The sequence below is a fragment of the Loktanella sp. 3ANDIMAR09 genome (assembly GCF_001420005.1).
Lineage (GTDB): Bacteria > Pseudomonadota > Alphaproteobacteria > Rhodobacterales > Rhodobacteraceae > Loktanella.
The window spans coordinates 1-21,150 of the sequence record NZ_LJAK01000022.1; the positions used below are offsets into that span (position 1 = coordinate 1).

General features: G+C 59.7%; 18 protein-coding genes and 1 tRNA gene. 17 read left to right on the forward strand and 2 right to left on the reverse strand.

Annotated elements, in window-relative coordinates; genetic code table 11:
- Window positions 1-163 precede the first annotated feature (163 nt).
- Window positions 164-610 (forward strand): acyl-CoA thioesterase, encoded by a 447-nt coding sequence (locus AN189_RS18260; protein ID WP_056039502.1) that lies wholly within the window; start codon window positions 164-166, stop codon window positions 608-610.
- A 58-nt stretch (window positions 611-668) separates the two neighbouring features.
- On the opposite strand, the gene AN189_RS18265 is transcribed toward AN189_RS18260, so the two are convergent.
- Window positions 669-1,169 (reverse strand): ferritin-like domain-containing protein, encoded by a 501-nt coding sequence (locus AN189_RS18265; protein WP_056039547.1) that lies wholly within the window; start codon window positions 1,167-1,169, stop codon window positions 669-671.
- Between the two features lie 142 nt (window positions 1,170-1,311).
- On the opposite strand from AN189_RS18265, the gene AN189_RS18270 reads away from it, so the two are divergent.
- The 7 genes from AN189_RS18270 to rplA all read left to right on the forward strand — a co-directional run bounded on the left by AN189_RS18270 (window position 1,312) and on the right by rplA (window position 5,571).
- Window positions 1,312-2,280, forward strand: coding sequence for a hypothetical protein (locus AN189_RS18270; RefSeq protein WP_157057575.1), 969 nt, complete (start codon window positions 1,312-1,314; stop codon window positions 2,278-2,280).
- 62 nt (window positions 2,281-2,342) lie between these two features.
- Window positions 2,343-2,418 (forward strand) — tRNA-Trp (locus tag AN189_RS18275).
- A 21-nt stretch (window positions 2,419-2,439) separates the two neighbouring features.
- Window positions 2,440-3,351 (forward strand): hypothetical protein, encoded by a 912-nt coding sequence (locus AN189_RS18280; RefSeq protein ID WP_056039509.1) that lies wholly within the window; start codon window positions 2,440-2,442, stop codon window positions 3,349-3,351.
- Between the two features lie 55 nt (window positions 3,352-3,406).
- The gene (secE, locus tag AN189_RS18285; RefSeq protein WP_056039512.1) at window positions 3,407-3,604 is read left to right on the forward strand and encodes a preprotein translocase subunit SecE; all 198 of its coding nucleotides are present in this window, start codon (window positions 3,407-3,409) and stop codon (window positions 3,602-3,604) included.
- A gap of 201 nt (window positions 3,605-3,805) precedes the next feature.
- The gene (gene nusG, locus AN189_RS18290; RefSeq protein ID WP_056039550.1) at window positions 3,806-4,339 is read left to right on the forward strand and encodes a transcription termination/antitermination protein NusG; all 534 of its coding nucleotides are present in this window, start codon (window positions 3,806-3,808) and stop codon (window positions 4,337-4,339) included.
- Window positions 4,340-4,444: 105 nt separating this feature from the next.
- Window positions 4,445-4,870, forward strand: coding sequence for a 50S ribosomal protein L11 (gene rplK / locus AN189_RS18295; RefSeq protein ID WP_056039517.1), 426 nt, complete (start codon window positions 4,445-4,447; stop codon window positions 4,868-4,870).
- Entirely contained in the window at window positions 4,870-5,571 is a 702-nt protein-coding gene (gene rplA / locus AN189_RS18300; protein ID WP_056039520.1) for a 50S ribosomal protein L1, read from the forward strand. Before rplK ends, rplA begins: the two co-directional genes overlap by 1 nt.
- Window positions 5,572-5,625: 54 nt before the next feature.
- On the opposite strand, the gene AN189_RS18305 is transcribed toward rplA, so the two are convergent.
- Window positions 5,626-6,279 carry a MarC family protein gene (locus AN189_RS18305; protein WP_056039523.1) on the reverse strand — a complete coding sequence of 218 codons (654 nt, stop codon included), beginning with the start codon at window positions 6,277-6,279 and terminating at the stop codon, window positions 5,626-5,628.
- A gap of 383 nt (window positions 6,280-6,662) precedes the next feature.
- On the opposite strand from AN189_RS18305, the gene rplJ reads away from it, so the two are divergent.
- The 9 genes from rplJ (at window position 6,663) to fusA (ending at window position 21,089) form a co-directional block, all read left to right on the forward strand.
- Complete coding sequence (gene rplJ / locus AN189_RS18310; RefSeq protein ID WP_056039528.1) at window positions 6,663-7,175, forward strand: 50S ribosomal protein L10; 513 nt, start codon at window positions 6,663-6,665, stop codon at window positions 7,173-7,175.
- Between the two features lie 71 nt (window positions 7,176-7,246).
- Window positions 7,247-7,621, forward strand: a complete 375-nt coding sequence (gene rplL, locus AN189_RS18315) for a 50S ribosomal protein L7/L12 (RefSeq protein ID WP_056039529.1) — start codon at window positions 7,247-7,249, stop codon at window positions 7,619-7,621.
- Between the two features lie 239 nt (window positions 7,622-7,860).
- Complete coding sequence (gene rpoB, locus AN189_RS18320; protein ID WP_056039532.1) at window positions 7,861-12,000, forward strand: DNA-directed RNA polymerase subunit beta; 4,140 nt, start codon at window positions 7,861-7,863, stop codon at window positions 11,998-12,000.
- A 95-nt stretch (window positions 12,001-12,095) separates the two neighbouring features.
- The gene (rpoC, locus tag AN189_RS18325) at window positions 12,096-16,355 is read left to right on the forward strand and encodes a DNA-directed RNA polymerase subunit beta' (protein WP_056039535.1); all 4,260 of its coding nucleotides are present in this window, start codon (window positions 12,096-12,098) and stop codon (window positions 16,353-16,355) included.
- 106 nt (window positions 16,356-16,461) lie between these two features.
- Window positions 16,462-16,809 carry a VOC family protein gene (locus AN189_RS18330; protein WP_172794953.1) on the forward strand — a complete coding sequence of 116 codons (348 nt, stop codon included), beginning with the start codon at window positions 16,462-16,464 and terminating at the stop codon, window positions 16,807-16,809.
- A 47-nt stretch (window positions 16,810-16,856) separates the two neighbouring features.
- A complete protein-coding gene (locus tag AN189_RS18335; RefSeq protein ID WP_056039538.1) occupies window positions 16,857-17,756 on the forward strand; it encodes a DMT family transporter in 900 nt (299 codons plus the stop codon).
- Between the two features lie 288 nt (window positions 17,757-18,044).
- Window positions 18,045-18,416, forward strand: a complete 372-nt coding sequence (rpsL, locus tag AN189_RS18340; protein ID WP_056039541.1) for a 30S ribosomal protein S12 — start codon at window positions 18,045-18,047, stop codon at window positions 18,414-18,416.
- A 60-nt stretch (window positions 18,417-18,476) separates the two neighbouring features.
- A complete protein-coding gene (rpsG, locus tag AN189_RS18345) occupies window positions 18,477-18,947 on the forward strand; it encodes a 30S ribosomal protein S7 (protein ID WP_056039544.1) in 471 nt (156 codons plus the stop codon).
- An 18-nt stretch (window positions 18,948-18,965) separates the two neighbouring features.
- Window positions 18,966-21,089, forward strand: a complete 2,124-nt coding sequence (gene fusA, locus AN189_RS18350) for an elongation factor G (RefSeq protein WP_056039546.1) — start codon at window positions 18,966-18,968, stop codon at window positions 21,087-21,089.
- Window positions 21,090-21,150 lie beyond the last annotated feature (61 nt).

Genomic DNA, 21,150 nt, shown 5'->3' on the forward strand with positions numbered 1-21,150 from the left:
TACCGTCGGCGCTGGCGTGGTGTCCAAGATCGTCGAATAAGCCGCACCGCGGGCACCGCCCGCAGCGACACACATTCGAAAGGCCGCCCCCGAAAGGAGGCGGCCTTTTGCTTGACTGTGGGTTGCTTCATGATTGTCCGGACAACAGCAAGAGGATAGGCCGATGGATCGCCGCATGTTGGAGATGACCGTGCTGATGACGCCGGACATGGCGAATTTCAGTGGCAAGGTGCATGGCGGCGCATTGCTGAACCTGTTGGACCGTGTCGCGTTTTCCTGCGCGTCCCGCTATTCAGGGCAATATGCCGTGACGCTGTCGGTGGACCGGGTCGTTTTCAAGGAGCCGATTTCAGTGGGCGAATTGGTCACTTTCCGTGCCAGCGTGAACTATGCGGGCCGAACCTCCATGGAAATCGGGATCAGGGTCGAGGCCGAGGATATTCGCGCAGGCACGCGCAGGCATACGAATTCCTGCTACTTTACGATGGTCGCGGTGGATGATGCGGGCAGGCCCTTTGCTATCCCGGCGTTGGAACTGGATTCGGAGCTGCGCACTCAGCGGTTCAAGGCGGCAGAGCGCCGGCGGGCGCAGGCGCGCGCGGCGGGCTGAACACGAAAAAGCCGCCCCTATGACGGGGCGGCCAATTTACGTTCGATCCGTATTGCGATCAGGCAACGGCGTCCTGGTTGACGCCGCCTGTCGTGGCGATCTGCGTCATGCGACGGTCACCGTCATAGGTGTCATCCAGGCATTTTTGCAGCACCGCCGCATCGCCATCCAGCCCGAGGCGATTGGCAAAGGCGACCAGCGTGCCGTAACCGGCAAGCGCGTAATGCACCATGCGCTGATACTGCGGAATGATTGCGGCATCGCGGACATCTGCGTCAGCGATGTCGTTTGACAGGCCGTGTGCACGTGCCTCGGTCACCAGACCTTCCATGCCTTTGCAGTGCTCTGCGTTGGGTTTGATGCCGTGATCGGCGCACAGCTGTTCAATGGCGGCGATCCCGTCGGAAATACCGGTGCCGCCCGCGATCAGCGCTTCGGACAGCTCCTTGTCCTTGGCCGCGCGGCCCAGTTCGGTCACAATCTGAAGGGATTGTGTGTTCGCACTCCAGATATCCTGAAGTTGATCGAGGTAGATGTCTTTCAGTGTGGTCATTGCCATGTGGCACGTCCTTTCATTTGCTTGGCGAACCAACGGCCAGCCTTGCAAGATGTTCCGGGTCGGGCCTGAAAGGTTGCGATTTCGCCTGTTTTTTGCCCCAATCGGCCCGTAGATTTGAAACAAATCAAAGTGGAGCAGTTTTTTGTCCAAGCCCACGGATCGACCCGTTGCTGCCGTGTTCATGGTCGAACCCGGTCACTACGAATGGCCTGCTATACTGCTGGCGGCGTCGCTGCGCGCCTTTGCGACCGATGACATCCGGCTCTATGCCTATTGTCGCGAAACGCTGATCGACCAACTGCACCCCCGCACCCTTGGATTTTTCGAGGCAAACGATGTGGTGCTGCGCCCGATCGCGCCGCGGTTCGAGGTGACCTATCCGCAGGGGAACAAGCTGTATGCCTGTGCCGATCCGCGGCCCGAAGATGTGACCATGCTGTTCGATACTGACATGTTCATGCTGCAACCGGCACGGCTGTCGGAAACCATCGTGCCCGGTTGCGTATCGGGGCGACCGACGGGGAACTGGATGTGGGGAACGACGCCTCAGGATTGGGCACCTGCCTATGCGAGTGTCGGCCTCGACCTGCCGCGCAACAGGATGTCGCGCCCGGACGGCACGTTCACATGCCCATCCATCTCGGCTGGTTTTGTCGCCTATGACGACCCCGAATTCGGTGCGATCTGGCGTGATGTTGCGCTGGTGATCGAAAACAAGCGGCTGGCGCGGGGCATCTATCCGACATTGGATCAGATCAGCCTGCCGGTTGCCGTCGAATTGGTCGGGTTGCGGCTGAACATGATTGACGTGAAATGGAACAAGGCCGGCAAGATCACGGCGCAGGCCATCCGCAATGTCGTGAGCTACCACTACCAAAAGGCGGAAACGCTGCTGCAACTGCCAGTGAAATGGTTGGCCGACCGACTGCTTGTGGCGTTTTCGGATTTTGAAAACGTCGAGGATCTGCTGGATTTCTACGAACGAGAGGCAGCGCGACCGGCCTCGGTGATCCACAATGAAGGGTGGAAAACCGCTATTCTGGCCGAACAGCAAAAGGCGGATGACGTCACCCATGCGCAGGCAATCGGGCTGCACAAACCCAAAGGCTGACGATGGATGACAAACCCCTCTTGATCCTGCTGCGGTCCTCGGCTACGTGGTCATTCGGACGTAGGGGTATAGCTCAGTTGGTAGAGCGACGGTCTCCAAAACCGTAGGTCTGGAGTTCGAGTCTCCATGCCCCTGCCAGTCCACCAAAGGTGACGCACCATGTCCCATTCTCTGCCAGACATCGTTTTCCATATCGGCGCGCACAAGACAGCGACGACCCATTTGCAGCATTCGATCGGAAACGTCAGCGACAAGCTGGCCGAGGCGGGAATCCAGTTTTTCGGGCCGCAGTCGCTGCGCCAGCCCGGCAAGCGGCTGGAGGCGCGGTTCAACCTGCCGTTCAATCCGCGCAAATCCAATGCCGATCCGCGACCCAGCGACGTGGTGCTGGATGAGATGGTGCAGGGTGGCCACCGGCTTTTGCTGTCAGAGGAAAACTATATCGGGGTTCTGTTCGACCGGTCCACGGACGGGCCGATGCACCGGATTGCCGCGCCCCTCTATCCCACCGCGGGTGAGAGGCTGATGGCCTTGGCGCACAAGATTGCGCCCCAGGGCATAGATGTCTGTCTGGGCGTACGCGAACCCGCTGGTTTTCTGAATTCGGCCTACGGTCAGGCGTTTCTGGCGGGTCATTTCATCCATGTGAACAAGTTCAAGCAGCAAAATCCGCTTAGTCTGGTGGATTGGGCTGATCTGGTGGCGCGGCTGCGCATGACGCCGGGGGTCTGCAACATCACGGTCTGGCGGCAAGAAGACTATCATCTGCTGACCGACCAGATCCTGCACGTGATGCTGGGCGATGCCGCGCGGCATGTCGTCCCGATCCGTCGGTTGGTCAATCCGGGTCTGTCTCAGGCGGCCGTCCAGCACGTGCTGGAGATGCGCAGCGCAGGTCAAGATGGTCCGCTGGCGCATCTGGCACGGACGGAATTCCCGATCGGTCCCACGCGTCCGGCCTATCAGGCATACGACCGCGAAGAACGCCTTCTGTCGTCCGAGTTCTATCAGGCGCAGATTGCGGCACTGGACATCATGGACGGCGTGACACTGCTGCGTCCACAGGGTTGAACTGAACCGCGCCACAGCGTATGTCGCACGGGTCTAACCGTCAGGAAACGCGCTCATGGCCACCAACCCCGTCAAGTTCATCAACGAGACTCGCGCTGAAATCGCCAAGGTCGTCTGGCCCACGCGTCGCGAGGTTGTGCTGACGACCATCATGGTTTTCATCATGGCGGCACTGATGGCGACGTTCTTCAGTCTTGTCGATTTGGGCATTCGTCAGGGCTTGCAGGTCATTCTGACCTACTTTGGCAGCTAGGCTGCGGGGGTGTAGAAACTGCACCCCGGCCCTTGAATTCACGACATTCGGGCGGTAAGAGCGGCCGAACGACCGGGATGGCGTGCGGCGAATCGAGTTGCACGCCAAAATTTATTGTCCCGACGGGTGGCGCGGATCATCCGGGAATTTTGATCATTGGCGGCGCATGCGCGGCGCCGCGAACACGAGGTGACGAGGAACATGGCGAAACGTTGGTATTCGGTTAGCGTTCTGTCGAACTTCGAGAAAAAGATCGCAGAGCAGATTCGCCAGAAGGCACAGGAACAGGGTCTGGAGGATCAGATCGACGAGGTTCTGGTTCCGACCGAAGAGGTCATCGAGATCCGCCGCAACAAGAAGGTCACGACCGAACGTCGTTTCATGCCCGGCTACGTGCTGGTGCACATGGAACTGTCGGACGAGGCCTATCACCTTGTGAACTCGATCAACCGCGTAACCGGCTTCCTTGGCCCGCAGGGGCGTCCGATGCCGATGCGTGACGCCGAAGTGCAGGCCATCCTGGGTCGCGTCCAAGAGGGCGAAGACAGCCCGCGGACGCTGATCCATTTCGAGATCGGCGAAAAGGTCAAGGTCAACGACGGTCCCTTCGAGGACTTCGACGGCATGGTCGAAGAGGTCGACGAAGAGCACCAGCGCCTCAAGGTGACGGTGTCGATCTTTGGCCGGGCCACCCCGGTCGAGTTGGAATTCACTCAGGTCTCCAAGCAGGGCTGAGTGCGTCAGACGTGGGAGCCGCACGCGGCCAACCACGGCAAGTTGCCCCATCACGGGGCGTTGTAGGGTGGGGTTAGCCTCGCCGCTGAAAAAAGGAGAGGCCACATGGCCAAGAAAGTCGTAGGCACGCTGAAGTTGCAGGTTCCGGCCGGCAATGCAAAGCCCAGCCCGCCCGTCGGTCCCGCATTGGGTCAGCGCGGCATCAACATCATGGAATTCTGCAAGGCGTTCAACGCCAAGACAGCCGACATGGAAAAGGACGCACCTTGCCCGACCGTAATCACGTATTATGCGGACAAGTCGTTCTCGATGGAAATCAAGACGCCGCCCGCGTCCTATTACATCAAGAAAGCTGCCAAGCTGTCCTCGGGTTCGAAAACCCCCGGCAAGGCAAGCGCAGGTTCCATCAACGCCAAGCAGGTGCGTGAAATCGCCGAAGCCAAGATGAAAGACCTGAACGCGACCTCGATCGAGGGCGCAATGCTGATCATCGCGGGCTCTGCTCGCTCTATGGGCGTCGAGGTGAAGTAATGGCAAAAGTCGGTAAGCGTACTGCGGCAGCCCGCAGCAATTTCGAAGGCAAGGTGAACGTATCCGTCGCCGAAGCCGTGTCGCTCGTGAAGAGCAACGCCAACGCAAAGTTCGACGAGACGATCGAAATCTCGATGGTTCTGGGTGTTGACCCCCGTCATGCCGACCAGATGGTCCGTGGCACGGTCACGCTGCCGAACGGCACTGGTAAAACCGTCCGCGTCGCCGTGTTCGCCCGTGGCGAAAAGGCAGACGAGGCAAAGGCAGCCGGTGCGGACGTCGTTGGCGCAGAAGACCTGATGGAACAGATTCAAGCTGGCAACATCAACTTTGACCGCTGCATCGCGACCCCTGACATGATGGGTATCGTTGGTCGTCTGGGCAAGATTCTGGGCCCGCGCAACCTGATGCCGAACCCGCGCGTCGGCACCGTCACGCCTGACGTCAAGCAGGCTGTCGAGGACGCCAAGGGCGGTCAGGTCCAGTTCAAGGCCGAAAAAGCCGGTGTGGTTCACGCCGGTATCGGCAAGGCCAGCTTTGACGCCAAGGCAATCGAAGAAAACCTGAAGGCGTTTGTCGAGGCCGTGTCCAAGGCCAAGCCGACCGGCGCAAAAGGCACCTACATGAAAAAGGTCTCCTTGACCTCGACCATGGGTCCGGGCGTTTCGGTTGACGTCGCATCGGCGACTGGCAACGTCTAAACAAATGTCTTTCTGACGAAAGGGCGGCCCGGTGACGGGCCGCCCTTTTGCGTTTCAGGAGGCGGGGATGGCTGTCGGACTGATCTCGAACAGCCCCAGCGATTCCAGCCCGACGAGCACGGCATCGACCGCGATTGTCGCCAGGATGATTCCCATGACGCGGCTGATCACGCTGATGCCGGTATGCCCGATCAGGCGAAAAATGTAGGTCGCCGCGAACATGCAGATCAGGGTCACGATCAGCACCAGCAACAACAGGCCCGCAGTAATCGCCTGTTCAGGCAGGGTTTGCGTGCGGTTGTCTGTCAGGACCACGATCCCCAGCATCGCACCCGGCGACGCGATGGATGGCATCGCCAGCGGAAACACGGCACCCGCCAAATGATCGCGATGTTTTTCGGCCTCTTCGATTTCCGTGTCTGATTTGGTGTCGCCAAAGATCATCGTCAGCGCGAACAGGAACAGCACGATCCCGCCTGCAATCTGGAACGATCCAAGGTCGAGGCCGATCGCCTCTAGAGCCAACTGCCCCAGGACGAGGAACCCGAACAGCACCAGTCCGGCAATCAAGGTGGCCCGCATCGCGAACCGTCGATGCAGCTTGCGCGGCACGGCTGATACAGCGAACAGGAATACCGGGATCGACCCGATCGGATCGACGAGAACGAACAATGTGACGAATTCACGTGACAGTGCGGTCAGGTCCATGTGAGATAGCACTCCGAAGCGTATGCGGCAGAAGATGCTGTGCCTGCCGATGGGGGCAAGGTCCAGCGTCGGTATGATGTCAACCTGACGTGATCTGTCCGTTAGGCGATAATCCACGCATAGGGGTTTCCTTTTCACTGTCCCAGCCCTAAAGAGTGCGTAGCAACGCAGCGCATGATTCGTCGTGCGCTGTTTTGTTTCGTCCGAGACGGTGGGTTGGCCTGTGGCCGTTAATTCCTGCCTGAGGCGGGTTACGACCGGATCGGCTGAGGCTCTCCTCGGTTTTACCCGGCTCATCCCGTGATTGCGGACCTCGACTGTCGGGCGGTTCGCCGCGCGGCAAAATTGAGCCGGGGGGAAACCCCCAAATTTGGAGTGAAACTGTGGATAGAGCACAAAAAGAAAAACTGGTCGAAGAGCTCGGCCAGATCTTTGAAAGCTCTGGCGTCGTTGTGGTTGCCCACTACGAAGGCATGACAGTTGCCGAAATGCAGGACCTGCGCGCATCCATGCGTGATGCAGGCGGGTCCGTACGCGTTGCCAAGAACAAGCTCGCCAAGATCGCCCTCGAAGGCAAACCCAGCGCATCTATTGCTGAGTACCTGACAGGGATGACGGTTCTTGCCTATTCCGAAGACCCCGTTGCTGCGGCAAAGGTGGTCGACGATTACGCCAAAAAGAATGACAAGCTTGTCATTCTGGGTGGTGCAATGGGCGAGAACGCATTGGATCCAGCCGGTGTGAAAGCCGTTGCCGGGATGCCAAGCCGCGAGGAGCTTATTGCTTCCATCGTGGGTTGCATCGGGGCACCTGCCAGCAACATCGCCGGGGCCATTGGCGCGCCTGCTTCGAACATCGCGAGCATTCTTTCGACCATCGAAGAGAAAGCTGCATAAGCAACCTGAGCCGCCTTGGGGCTTGAACGCCCTGACGTTGGAACACACTTAAGTAAACGGAAAGAAGTCAAATGGCTGATCTGAAGAAACTGGCAGAAGAGATCGTTGGTCTGACCCTGCTCGAAGCACAAGAACTGAAAACCATCCTCAAGGACGAGTATGGCATCGAGCCCGCCGCTGGCGGCGCTGTGATGATGGCAGGCCCCGCTGGCGACGCCGGCGCAGCTGCTGAAGAAAAGACTGAATTCGACGTCGTTCTTAAGAACGCCGGCGCACAGAAGATCAACGTGATCAAAGAAGTGCGCGGCATCACCGGTCTGGGCCTGAAAGAAGCCAAGGACCTGGTCGAAGCTGGCGGCAAAGTCAAAGAAGGCGCGTCCAAGGCAGAAGCCGAAGAGATCAAGGCAAAGCTGGAAGCAGCTGGCGCCGAAGTCGAGCTGGCCTAAGCCGGTTTGCGGGTTCGCCCGCACCAAAGAACAAGGCTGGACCTGCCCCTGCGCAGGTCCAGCCGCACCTGTCTTAAAGGGTGGTCAACGCAATTGACCCCCCTTTTGGGTAGGTGAGGTGATCGAGAGGTCTTCGGTGGGACGAAGGCCAGGAATAGATCGCTTGCTCCCGGTCATAAGCATCCGTCCCGCGGCCCGGGCGGAACGAGGTGCGACAGACAGATAAGGTGACACCACACATGGCTTCCTCCTTCCTCGGCCAGAAGCGCCTGCGTAAGTACTACGGCAAAATTCGCGAAGTTCTCGAAATGCCGAACCTCATCGAGGTTCAGAAATCTTCCTATGATCTGTTCCTGCGGTCCGGCGACAGCCCGACGCCGCTGGACGGCGAAGGCATCATGGGTGTCTTCCAGTCGGTTTTCCCGATCAAGGACTTCAACGAGACTGCGGTTCTCGAATTCGTCAAGTACGAGCTGGAAAAGCCCAAGTACGACGTCGAAGAGTGTCAGCAGCGCGACATGACCTACAGCGCACCGCTGAAGGTGACGCTGCGCCTGATCGTGTTTGATGTAGACGAAGATACGGGTGCAAAGTCCGTCAAGGACATCAAGGAACAGGACGTTTTCATGGGCGACATGCCCCTGATGACCCAGAACGGGACGTTCATCGTGAACGGCACCGAGCGTGTGATCGTTTCCCAGATGCACCGCTCGCCGGGCGTTTTCTTTGACCACGACAAGGGCAAGACCCACAGCTCGGGCAAGCTGTTGTTCGCCTGCCGTATCATCCCCTACCGCGGCTCCTGGCTCGACTTTGAATTCGACGCCAAGGATCTGGTGTTCTGCCGGATCGACCGTCGCCGCAAGCTGCCGGTGACGACTCTGCTGTATTCGCTGGGCCTTGATCAAGAAGCGATCATGGACGCCTATTACAACACCGTCGATTTCCACCTCGACAAGAAGGCCAACGCCTGGACGACCAAGTTCTTTCCAGAGCGTGTGCGTGGCACACGCCCGACCTATGACCTGATCGACGCCAAAACCGGCGAAGTCATCGCCAAGGCCGGTGAAAAGGTCACGCCCCGTACCGTCAAGAAACTGATCGAAGACGGCAGCGTCACGGACCTGCTGGTTCCCTATCAGCACATCGTCGGCAAATTCGTCGCACGCGACATCATCGACGAAGACACTGGTGCCATCTTTGTCGAGGCCGGTGACGAGCTGACGCTGGAAATGGACAAGGCCGGCGACGTGATCGGCGGTACGCTCAAGGAATTGGTCGACGCTGGCGTCGATACGATCCCGGTGCTGGATATCGATAACATCAACGTGGGCGCATACATGCGCAACACGATGGCCGCCGACAAGAACATGAACCGTGAAACCGCGCTCATGGATATCTACCGCGTCATGCGCCCCGGCGAGCCGCCGACCGTCGATGCCGCAAGTGCGCTGTTCGACACGCTGTTCTTTGATTCAGAACGTTACGACCTGTCCGCTGTTGGCCGGGTCAAGATGAACATGCGTCTGGACCTGGATGCCGAAGATACGCAGCGCACCCTGCGCCGCGAGGACATCGTCGCCTGCATCAAGGCGCTGGTCGAATTGCGCGACGGCAAGGGCGACATCGACGACATCGACCACCTGGGCAACCGTCGCGTCCGTTCCGTCGGCGAGCTGATGGAAAACCAGTACCGCGTCGGCCTGCTGCGCATGGAGCGCGCGATCAAGGAACGCATGTCCAGCGTCGAAATCGACACGGTCATGCCGCAGGATCTGATCAACGCCAAGCCTGCCGCGGCGGCTGTGCGCGAATTCTTCGGGTCTTCGCAGCTGTCGCAGTTCATGGACCAGACCAACCCCCTGTCGGAAGTCACGCACAAGCGTCGTCTGTCCGCACTGGGGCCGGGCGGTCTGACCCGCGAACGTGCCGGTTTCGAGGTGCGCGACGTGCACCCGACGCACTACGGTCGGATGTGCCCCATTGAGACGCCAGAAGGCCCGAACATCGGTCTGATCAACTCGCTGGCCACCTTCGCCCGCGTGAACAAATACGGCTTCATCGAAACGCCCTACCGCAAGGTGACGGACGGCAAGGTGACGGACGACGTGTCATACATGTCCGCGACCGAAGAAATGCGTCACACCGTGGCGCAGGCCAACGCCAACCTGACCGAGGCCGGTGGCTTTGCCAACGAACTGGTGTCGACGCGCAAGAACGGTGACTATACGCTGTCCCCACGCGAAAACGTCGATCTGATCGACGTATCGCCGAAACAGCTGGTGTCGGTTGCGGCCTCGCTCATTCCGTTCCTGGAAAACGACGACGCCAACCGCGCGCTCATGGGTTCGAACATGCAACGTCAGGCCGTGCCCCTGTTGCAGGCCGAGGCACCGCTGGTCGGCACCGGCATCGAAGAAGTCGTGGCCCGTGATTCCGGCGCTGCGATCATGGCGAAACGTGCCGGTATCATCGACCAAGTCGATGCGACCCGTATCGTTGTGCGTGCCACGTCGGATCTGGAACTGGGCGACGCTGGCGTCGACATCTACCGGATGCGCAAGTTCCAGCGTTCGAACCAGAACACCTGCATCAACCAGCGTCCGCTGGTGAAGGTCGGTGACGAGGTCCAAAAGGGTGAAGTGATCGCCGATGGTCCCAGCACCGATATGGGCGAACTGGCACTGGGCAAGAACGTGGTCGTCGCGTTCATGCCGTGGAATGGTTACAACTACGAGGACTCGATTCTGATCTCCGAGCGGATCACCCGTGATGACGTGTTCACCTCGATCCACATCGAGGAATTCGAAGTCGCCGCCCGTGACACGAAGCTTGGGCCAGAAGAAATCACCCGCGACATTCCCAACGTCGGTGAAGAAGCGCTGCGCAACCTCGACGAAGCCGGTGTTGTCTACATCGGTGCGGAGGTTGGTCCGGCAGACATTCTGGTCGGCAAGATCACACCCAAGGGCGAAAGCCCGATGACGCCAGAAGAAAAACTGCTGCGCGCCATCTTTGGTGAAAAGGCGTCCGATGTGCGCGACACGTCGCTGCGTCTGCCGCCGGGTGATTTCGGCACGGTCGTCGAGGTCCGCGTGTTCAACCGCCACGGCGTGGAAAAGGACGAGCGCGCGCTTCAGATCGAGCGCGAAGAGGTCGAGCGCCTGAGCCGTGACCGTGACGACGAGCTGGCGATCCTGGATCGCAACATCTACGCCCGTCTGCACGACATGATCATCGGCAAGGAAGTCGTCAAAGGTCCCAAGGGCATCAAGTCCGGCACCATCGTGACCGAAGAAACGCTGGACGGTCTGTCCCGTGGTCAGTGGTGGCAGCTGGCGCTCAAGGACGAGGGCGATGCCCAGATCGTCGAGGCGCTGAACGAGCAGTACGAAGTGCAAAAGCGCACTCTGGACGCACGTTTCGAGGACAAGGTCGAAAAGGTCCGTCGTGGCGACGATCTGCCGCCGGGTGTCATGAAAATGGTCAAGGTCTTTGTCGCGGTGAAGCGCAAGCTGCAGCCCGGCGACAAGATGGCCGGTCGTCACGGCAACAAGGGTGTCATTTCAAAGGTTGTCCCGATGGAAGACATGCCGTTCCTTGCGGATGGTACACCTGTCGACTTCTGTCTGAACCCGCTGGGTGTGCCGTCGCGGATGAACGTCGGTCAGATCCTCGAGACCCACATGGGCTGGGCCGCACGCGGTCTGGGTATCCAGGTGGACGAGGCGCTGGACGAATATCGCCGCAACGGTGACATGACCCCGGTCAAGGAAGCCTTGCGGATCGCCTATGGCGACGACGTCTATGACGAAGGTTTCGAGGGCATGGGCGACGACCAGATGCTCGAAGCTGCCGGCAACGTGACGCGCGGTGTTCCGATCGCAACGCCGGTTTTTGACGGTGCAAAAGAGGCCGATGTGAACGACAGCCTCAAGCGGGCCGGGTTCGATACATCCGGTCAGTCGGTGCTGTTCGATGGCCGCACGGGTGAGCAGTTCAGCCGCAAGGTGACGGTGGGTGTGAAATACCTGCTGAAACTGCACCACCTGGTCGACGACAAGATCCACGCCCGTTCCACGGGGCCGTACTCGCTCGTCACGCAGCAGCCGCTGGGTGGTAAGGCGCAGTTCGGTGGTCAGCGCTTTGGTGAGATGGAGGTCTGGGCACTGGAAGCCTATGGCGCTGCATACACCCTGCAAGAGATGCTGACGGTGAAGTCGGATGACGTCGCGGGCCGGACCAAGGTCTACGAGAGCATCGTCAAGGGCGAGGACAACTTTGAGGCCGGCGTGCCCGAGTCGTTCAACGTGCTTGTAAAAGAAGTCCGGGGCCTCGGCCTCAACATGGAACTCCTGGATGCGGAGGACGGCGAGTAACCGCTCCGAAATTTCGCGAAATTTCGGCCCCGGCCGATTTTTCGCGAAAAATCGGGCAACGCCCCCCTTACGCACCCCAATTCAAGGAATTGAAGATGAACCAGGAACTGACAAACAACCCGTTCAACCCGGTTGCCCCGGTCAAGACGTTTGACGAAATCAAGGTGTCGCTGGCATCGCCGGAACGGATCCTGTCGTGGTCCTTTGGCGAGATCAAGAAGCCCGAGACCATCAACTACCGCACGTTCAAGCCTGAACGCGACGGTCTGTTCTGCGCGCGTATCTTTGGCCCGATCAAGGACTACGAATGCCTGTGCGGCAAATACAAGCGCATGAAATATCGCGGCGTCGTCTGCGAGAAGTGCGGCGTCGAAGTCACGCTGCAAAAGGTTCGCCGCGAGCGGATGGGCCATATTGAGCTGGCTGCACCCGTGGCACACATCTGGTTCCTGAAATCGCTCCCATCCCGCATCGGCCTGATGCTGGACATGACGCTGCGCGATCTGGAACGCATCCTGTATTTCGAAAACTACGTCGTAATCGAACCGGGTCTGACCGACCTCACCTATGGTCAGCTGATGACCGAAGAAGAGTTCAACGATGCGCAGGACGCTTACGGCGTTGACGCGTTTCAGGCGAACATCGGTGCAGAAGCGATCCGTGAGATGTTGGCACAGATCGATCTGGACGCCGAGGCAGAGCAGCTGCGCGCTGATCTGAAAGAGGCAACCGGCGAGCTGAAGCCCAAGAAGATCATCAAGCGTCTGAAGATCGTCGAGAACTTCATCGACTCTGGCAACCGCCCGGAGTGGATGGTCATGACAGTCATTCCGGTCATTCCGCCAGAACTGCGCCCGCTGGTGCCGCTGGATGGTGGTCGTTTCGCAACGTCGGATCTGAACGACCTGTATCGCCGGGTCATCAACCGCAACAACCGTCTGAAGCGTCTGATCGAACTGCGCGCGCCTGACATCATTGTCCGCAACGAAAAGCGGATGTTGCAGGAATCCGTTGACGCATTGTTCGACAACGGTCGTCGTGGCCGCGTGATCACGGGTGCCAACAAGCGCCCGTTGAAATCGCTGTCTGACATGCTCAAGGGCAAGCAGGGTCGTTTCCGTCAGAACCTTTTGGGCAAGCGCGTCGACTTTTCCGGCCGTTCTGTCATCGTGACCGGTCCGGAACTGAAGCTGCACCAGTGCGGTTTGCCGAAAAAGATGGCGCTCGAACTGTTCAAGCCGTTCATCTACTCGCGGCTTGAGGCCAAGGGCCTTTCGTCCACGGTCAAGCAGGCCAAGAAGCTGGTGGAAAAGGAACGTCCCGAGGTGTGGGACATCCTGGATGAGGTCATCCGCGAACACCCCGTCATGCTGAACCGTGCACCCACGCTGCACCGTCTGGGCATTCAGGCGTTCGAACCCGTCCTGATCGAAGGCAAGGCGATCCAGCTGCACCCGCTGGTCTGTTCGGCATTCAACGCCGACTTTGACGGCGACCAGATGGCCGTTCACGTGCCGCTGAGCCTCGAGGCCCAGCTGGAAGCCCGCGTTCTGATGATGTCCACGAACAACGTGCTGTCGCCTGCAAACGGCGCACCGATCATCGTGCCGTCGCAGGATATGATCCTGGGTCTCTACTACACCACGATCATGCGCGAAGGCATGAAGGGTGAAGGCATGTCGTTCAGCGACATCGACGAGGTCGAGCATGCGCTGACCTCTGGTGAGGTGCACCTGCACGCCAAGATCGAAGCCCGGATGGCCCAGATCGACGACGAAGGTAACGAGGTCATCAAGCGGTTTGAAACCACGCCGGGCCGTCTGCGCCTGGGTGCGCTCTTGCCGCTGAATGCCAAGGCACCTTTCAGCCTGGTGAACCGTCTGCTGCGCAAGAAAGAAGTGCAGCAGGTCATCGACACCGTCTACCGCTACTGCGGCCAGAAAGAGTCCGTGATCTTCTGTGACCAGATCATGACCATGGGCTTCCGCGAGGCGTTCAAGGCCGGTATTTCCTTTGGCAAGGACGACATGGTCGTGCCCGACACCAAATGGGCGCTTGTTGATGAAACGCGCGACCTGGTGAAGGATTTCGAACAGCAGTACATGGACGGCCTGATCACCCAGGGTGAAAAGTACAACAAGGTTGTCGATGCCTGGTCGAAAGCCAACGACAAGGTCACCGACGCCATGATGACCACGATTTCGACCACCGGTCGGAACGAGGCTGGCGCCGAAAACGAGCCGAACTCGGTCTACATGATGGCGCACTCCGGTGCCCGTGGTTCTGTCACCCAGATGAAACAGCTGGGCGGCATGCGCGGCCTGATGGCCAAGCCGTCGGGCGAAATCATCGAGACGCCGATCATCTCGAACTTCAAGGAAGGTCTGACCGTTCTTGAATACTTCAACTCGACCCACGGTGCCCGCAAGGGTCTGTCGGATACCGCGCTGAAAACGGCGAACTCGGGTTACCTGACACGTCGTCTGGTGGACGTCGCACAGGACTGCATCATCCGCGAGATCGACTGCGGAACAGAGCGTGCCATCACGGCAGAAGCCGCCGTGAACGACGGTGAGGTCGTGTCCTCTCTGGCCGAGCGTGTTCTGGGTCGCGTCAGCGCCGATGACGTTCTGCGTCCCGGCACGGACGAGGTGCTTGTCGAAGCCGGCGAGCTGATCGACGAACGCAAGGCCGACATGATCGACATGGCCGCCATCGCCAAGATGCGGATCCGGTCGCCACTGACCTGCGAAGCCGAAGACGGCGTTTGCGCAACCTGCTACGGGCGCGACCTTGCCCGTGGTACGCGCGTCAACATCGGCGAGGCTGTCGGCATCATCGCGGCACAGTCCATCGGTGAGCCCGGTACACAGCTGACGATGCGGACCTTCCACATCGGCGGTGTGGCACAGGGTGGCCAGCAGTCGTTCCTCGAGGCAAGCCAGCCCGGCAAGATCGAGTTCCGCAACGCGTCCTTGCTGGACAACACGGCAGGCGATTCGGTTGTCATGGGCCGGAACATGGTCATCGCGATCGTGGACGACAACGGCGTGGAACGGGCGACCCACAAGGTCGGCTATGGTTCCAAGGTGTTCGTGACCGAAGGTCAGGACATCCACCGCGGCGACAAGCTGTTTGAATGGGACCCGTTCACACTGCCGATCATCGCCGAGAAGGCCGGTCGCGTGAAATATGTGGACCTGGTCAACGGTATCGCTGTCCGCGAGGACACCGATGACGCAACCGGTATGACGCAGCGCATCGTGTCCGACTGGCGCGCGGCCCCCAAGGGCAACGAGCTGGCACCGAAAATCATTATCGCGGACGCCAACGGCGAACCGGTGATGAAGGATGACGGCAACCCCGTGTCCTATGCCATGTCGGTTGACGCTGTTCTGTCCGTCGAGGACGGTGAGGATATCCAGGCGGGTGACGTGGTTGCACGTATTCCGCGCGAGGGTGCCAAAACCAAGGACATCACCGGTGGTCTGCCGCGTGTGGCCGAACTCTTTGAGGCACGCCGCCCCAAGGATCACGCCATCATCGCGGAAATCGACGGCTATGTCCGGTTCGGCAAGGACTACAAGAACAAGCGCCGCATCGCGATTGAATCCTCCGATGATCCGGATGTGAAGGTCGAGTACATGGTGCCCAAGGGCAAGCACATCCCGGTGGTCGAAGGCGACTTTGTCCAGAAGGGTGACTACATCATGGACGGCAACCCGGCCCCGCACGACATTCTTGCGGTTATGGGTGTCGAGGCGCTGGCCGATTACATGATCGACGAGGTGCAGGACGTTTACCGTCTTCAGGGTGTGAAGATTAACGACAAGCACATCGAAGTCATCGTGCGTCAGATGCTGCAAAAGTGGGAAATTCAGGACAGCGGCGATACCGTTCTTCTGAAGGGCGAGACCGTGGACAAGGCCGAGTTCGACGAAGCCAACGCCAAGGCGATTTCGCGCAACGGCCGTCCGGCAACGGGCGAACCGATCCTGCTGGGCATCACCAAGGCGTCGCTGCAAACCCGCAGCTTTATCTCTGCCGCGTCGTTCCAGGAAACCACGCGCGTGCTGACCGAGGCTTCGGTCATGGGCAAGCGTGACAAGCTGGTCGGTCTGAAAGAGAACGTCATCGTGGGTCGTCTGATCCCGGCCGGCACAGGCGGTGCGACCAGCCGGATGCGCAAGATTGCATCCGACCGTGACAACGTCGTCATCGAGGCGCGCCGGGAAGAGGCCGAACAGGCCGCAGCCCTGGCAGCCCCGGTCCAAGAGCCGATGGCTGACGATGTGGTCGGTGGGGACGAGTTCGACACAATCGTGGTCGACACCCCCGAAAGCCGCGACGAATAAAATCCGTCCTGACGGTAAAGGAGGCCCCCGGTGCAAACCGGGGGCCTTTTGCGTTTGTGACGATGCGGTTTTATCCTAGGCTGTCCCAAGGCCAAAGGAGGATGCCGTGACTGATACGACCCATCATCAACTGGATTACGTGGAATTCACTTCACCCGAACCGCAGGCAACACGGGAATTCATGGCCGATGTCTTTGGCTGGTCGTTCGTGGACTATGGGCCTGACTATGCTGATATTCAGGGTGCGGGGATCGGCGGTGGTGTCGAGCGCGGCACGCTGCGCGCACCTCTGCCGGTCATCAATTCGAACGACCTCGACGCCAGCCTGGCGGCCGTCAAGGCGGCAGGGGCCAAGATCACGGTCGACATCTTCAGCTTTCCGGGCGGGCGCCGTTTCCAGTTTCTGGCACCCGGCGGCACAGAGATGGCGGTCTGGACAAAGGAGCCGGAATAGCACGGCAAGTCTGGCAGTCTTCAGTCGTGCCTGCTACGGCTTGACCTATGGTATTGACTGACAACATCCGCGGTGCTGCGCTGATGACGGGTGCGATGTTCGCATTCACCGTGAACGACACCTTTCTCAAGGCGCTGTCGGATCAGGTGCCATTGTTCCAGACGATTTTCCTTCGGGGGATCGGCGTCATTGCGTGCCTGACGATCATGGCTGCACTTATGCGGCAATTGAATTTCAGACAAAGCCGGCGTGACTGGGTCCTGATCGTGATCCGGGGCCTGGCAGAGTTGGCCGCCGCCTATTTCTTTTTGACGGCGCTGTTCAACATGCCCATCGCGGCAGCCAGCGCGATCTTGCAGGCACTCCCGCTGACGGTGAGCCTGGCGGGCGCACTCTTTCTTGGCGAGGCGCTTGGCTGGCGACGGCTAGTGGCGATCCTGATCGGATTCGTCGGTGTATTGCTGATCGTCAGGCCGGGCGGTGCCGATTTCAATTTCTACTCTGTCTATGCGGTGCTTTCGGTGGCCTGCGTCACGCTGCGTGACCTCGTCGTGCGGCGAATGGACAAGTCGGTGCCATCGCTGCTGGTGTCGCTTGTCGCGGCGATCTGCGTCACCGTGGGTGCGGGTGTCGCCTGCTTCTTTGTCGCATGGGTGCCGGTGCAGGGCCTGGCGGTGGCACAGATTGGCGGCGCCACCATTTTCGTCGTATTTGGCTACATCTTTTCGGTGGCGGCGATGCGTGTCGGAGATATCAGTTTTGTCGCGCCGTTTCGCTATGTCAGCCTGCTGGTTGCCTTGATCCTGGGATTTGCCGTCTTTGGAGAGGTGCCGCGCGTCCTGACGCTGGTGGGCGCGGGAATCGTTGTTGCAACGGGTCTGTTCACATTGTTCCGGGAACAGCGGTTGAACCTGCGCCGTCGCACGATTCCCGACCGTATCCGCTAGGATTTGCGAGGCTTCGCGCAGCGGGGGCGCCACTGTTGACACCCCATGCCACGGGCCCTATACGGCGCGCATCCGGGTAGGGGGTAATCCCCCCAGATCCGATATCAAATGTCGTAGTGGTCAAGAACCGGACTAATGCTGTCTTGTTCCTCTGAATACTCACCGCACCGAACCTCCGGTAAGGGTTCGACTGCGGAATTTTTGTGCTTTGCAGACGTGCGGGGCATGCCAAGTCAATCCGCGGGGCCAGACCCCGCTCACATGTGAGAGAATAGGGAAAACCGCCCCATGCCAACGATCCAACAGCTGATCCGCAAACCGCGCCAGCCCAAAGTCAACCGTTCCAAGTCCATGCACCTCGAAGGCTGCCCGCAAAAGCGCGGCGTCTGCACACGCGTGTACACCACCACACCGAAAAAACCGAACTCCGCTATGCGGAAGGTCGCCAAGGTCCGCCTGACCAACGGCTACGAGGTGATTTCCTACATCCCCGGTGAGAGCCACAACCTGCAGGAGCACTCTGTTGTTCTGATCCGCGGCGGTCGTGTAAAAGACCTTCCCGGTGTGCGTTACCACATCCTGCGCGGTGTTCTGGATACCCAGGGCGTCAAAGATCGTAAGCAGCGTCGTTCCAAGTACGGCGCGAAGCGTCCCAAGTAAGCATTTGGGCCGCCGGGACCGCCCGGCGCTTCGCCCGTCAACGAACAAGAGGAAACACACATGTCACGTCGCCACGCCGCTGAAAAACGCGAAGTTCTGCCCGACGCCAAGTTCGGCGATACCGTTCTGACCAAGTTCATGAACAACCTCATGATCGACGGCAAGAAAGCCGTCGCAGAGCGCATCGTCTACAACGCATTCGATCGCGTCGAAGCCAAGCTGAAGAAATCCCCCGTCGAGGTCTTTCACGAGTCCCTCGAGCTGATCAAACCCTCTGTCGAAGTGCGTTCGCGCCGCGTCGGTGGTGCAACCTACCAGGTGCCCGTCGAAGTCCGCCCCGAGCGCCGCGAGGCACTGGCCATCCGCTGGCTGATCGCTGCTGCCAAAAAGCGCAACGAGAACACCATGGAAGAGCGCCTTGCAGGCGAGCTGATGGACGCCGTCAACGGTCGTGGTACGGCCGTGAAAAAGCGTGAAGACACCCACAAGATGGCCGACGCGAACAAAGCGTTCAGCCACTACCGCTGGTAATTCAGGAGCACCACTAGAATGGCACGCGACTATAAACTCGAGCGCTACCGCAACTTTGGTATCATGGCGCACATCGACGCAGGCAAGACGACCTGTTCCGAACGCATCCTGTACTACACCGGCAAGTCCCACAACATCGGCGAAGTCCACGACGGTGCCGCGACGATGGACTGGATGGAGCAGGAGCAAGAGCGCGGGATCACGATCACCTCTGCTGCGACCACGACCTTCTGGCAGCGTCAGGAAGATCCGACCGCTGACGGCACGTCCGACACAAAATACCGGATGAACATCATCGACACGCCCGGCCACGTGGACTTCACCATCGAAGTCGAGCGTTCGCTGGCCGTTCTCGACGGCGCGATCTGCGTGCTTGACGCCAACGCCGGTGTCGAACCCCAGACTGAAACCGTGTGGCGTCAGGCTGACCGCTACAAGGTGCCGCGCATCGTGTTCGTGAACAAAATGGACAAGATCGGTGCCGATTTCTACAACTGCGTCGCCATGATCGAAGACCGGACTGGTGCGAAAACCGCACCGATCCAGCTGCCGATCGGCGCAGAGAACGAACTCGAAGGCATCATCGACCTCGTGACCATGGAAGAGTGGGTCTACGCAGGCGAAGATCTGGGCGCATCCTGGGTGCGTCAGCCGATCCGCGACAGCTACAAGGAGCGCGCTGACGAGTACCACGCCGCTCTGGTCGAGCAGGCCGTGGAAATGGACGACGAGGTCATGATGGCCTACCTCGACGGCGTCGAGCCTGACGTGGACACGCTGCGCAAGCTGATCCGCAAGGGTACGCTGGCGATGAAGTTCGTGCCCGTGCTGGCCGGTTCCGCGTTCAAGAACAAAGGCGTGCAGCCGCTGCTGAACGCTGTCGTCGACTATCTGCCCAGCCCGCTGGACGTGGTCGATTACATGGGCTTCAAGCCCGGTGACGAAACGGAAACACGTAACATTCCGCGTCGCGCCGATGATGACATGCCGTTCTCGGCACTGGCATTCAAAATCATGAACGACCCCTTCGTCGGTTCCTTGACGTTTACCCGGATCTATTCGGGTCAGCTGAAAAAGGGCGACGCCATGCTCAACTCCACCAAGGGGAACAAAGAGCGTGTCGGTCGTATGATGATGATGCACTCGATCCAGCGTGAAGAGATCGACGAAGCCTTTGCAGGTGACATCATCGCACTGGGTGGTCTGAAGAACACCACCACCGGTGACACCCTGTGTTCGGAAAAGGACCCCGTCGTTCTGGAAACGATGACCTTCCCCGAGCCCGTCATCGAGATCGCAGTCGAGCCCAAGACAAAGGCCGACCAGGAAAAGATGGGTATCGCACTGGCACGTCTGGCTGCCGAGGATCCGTCCTTCCGCGTCGAAACCGATTTCGAATCCGGTCAGACCATCATGCGTGGCATGGGCGAACTTCACCTCGACATTCTGGTCGACCGCATGAAGCGCGAGTTCAAGGTCGAGGCGAACATCGGTGCGCCGCAGGTGGCCTATCGTGAAACCATCGGTCACGCCGTCGAACATACCTACACCCACAAGAAACAGTCGGGTGGTTCGGGTCAGTTCGGTGAGGTCAAGCTGGCCATCATGCCGACAGAGCCGGGCGAAGGTTATTCGTTCGAATCCAAGATCGTCGGCGGTGCCGTGCCCAAGGAATACATTCCGGGCGTCGAAAAGGGTATCCGTTCGGTCATGGACTCTGGTCCGCTGGCAGGCTTCCCGGTCATCGACTTCAAGGTCGAGCTGCTGGACGGCAAGTTCCACGACGTGGACTCCTCGGTCCTGGCATTCGAAATCGCTGCACGGATGTGCATGCGTGAAGGGATGCGCAAGGCAGGGGCCAAGCTGCTTGAACCGATCATGAAGGTCGAGGTCGTGACGCCCGAGGAATATACCGGTGGCATCATCGGCGACCTCACGTCCCGTCGTGGCATGGTTCAGGGTCAGGACAGCCGCGGCAACGCCAACGTCATCGACGCAATGGTGCCGCTGGCCAACATGTTCGGCTACATCAACACGCTGCGGTCCATGTCTTCGGGCCGTGCCCAGTTCACGATGCAGTTTGATCACTACGATCCGGTTCCGCAGAACCTGTCCGAAGAGATCCAGGCGAAATACGCATAATGGTGCGGCGGGTGCCTGCACCCGCCCCCCACACCCCCAAATCCGTTTTTCAAGGAGGCCA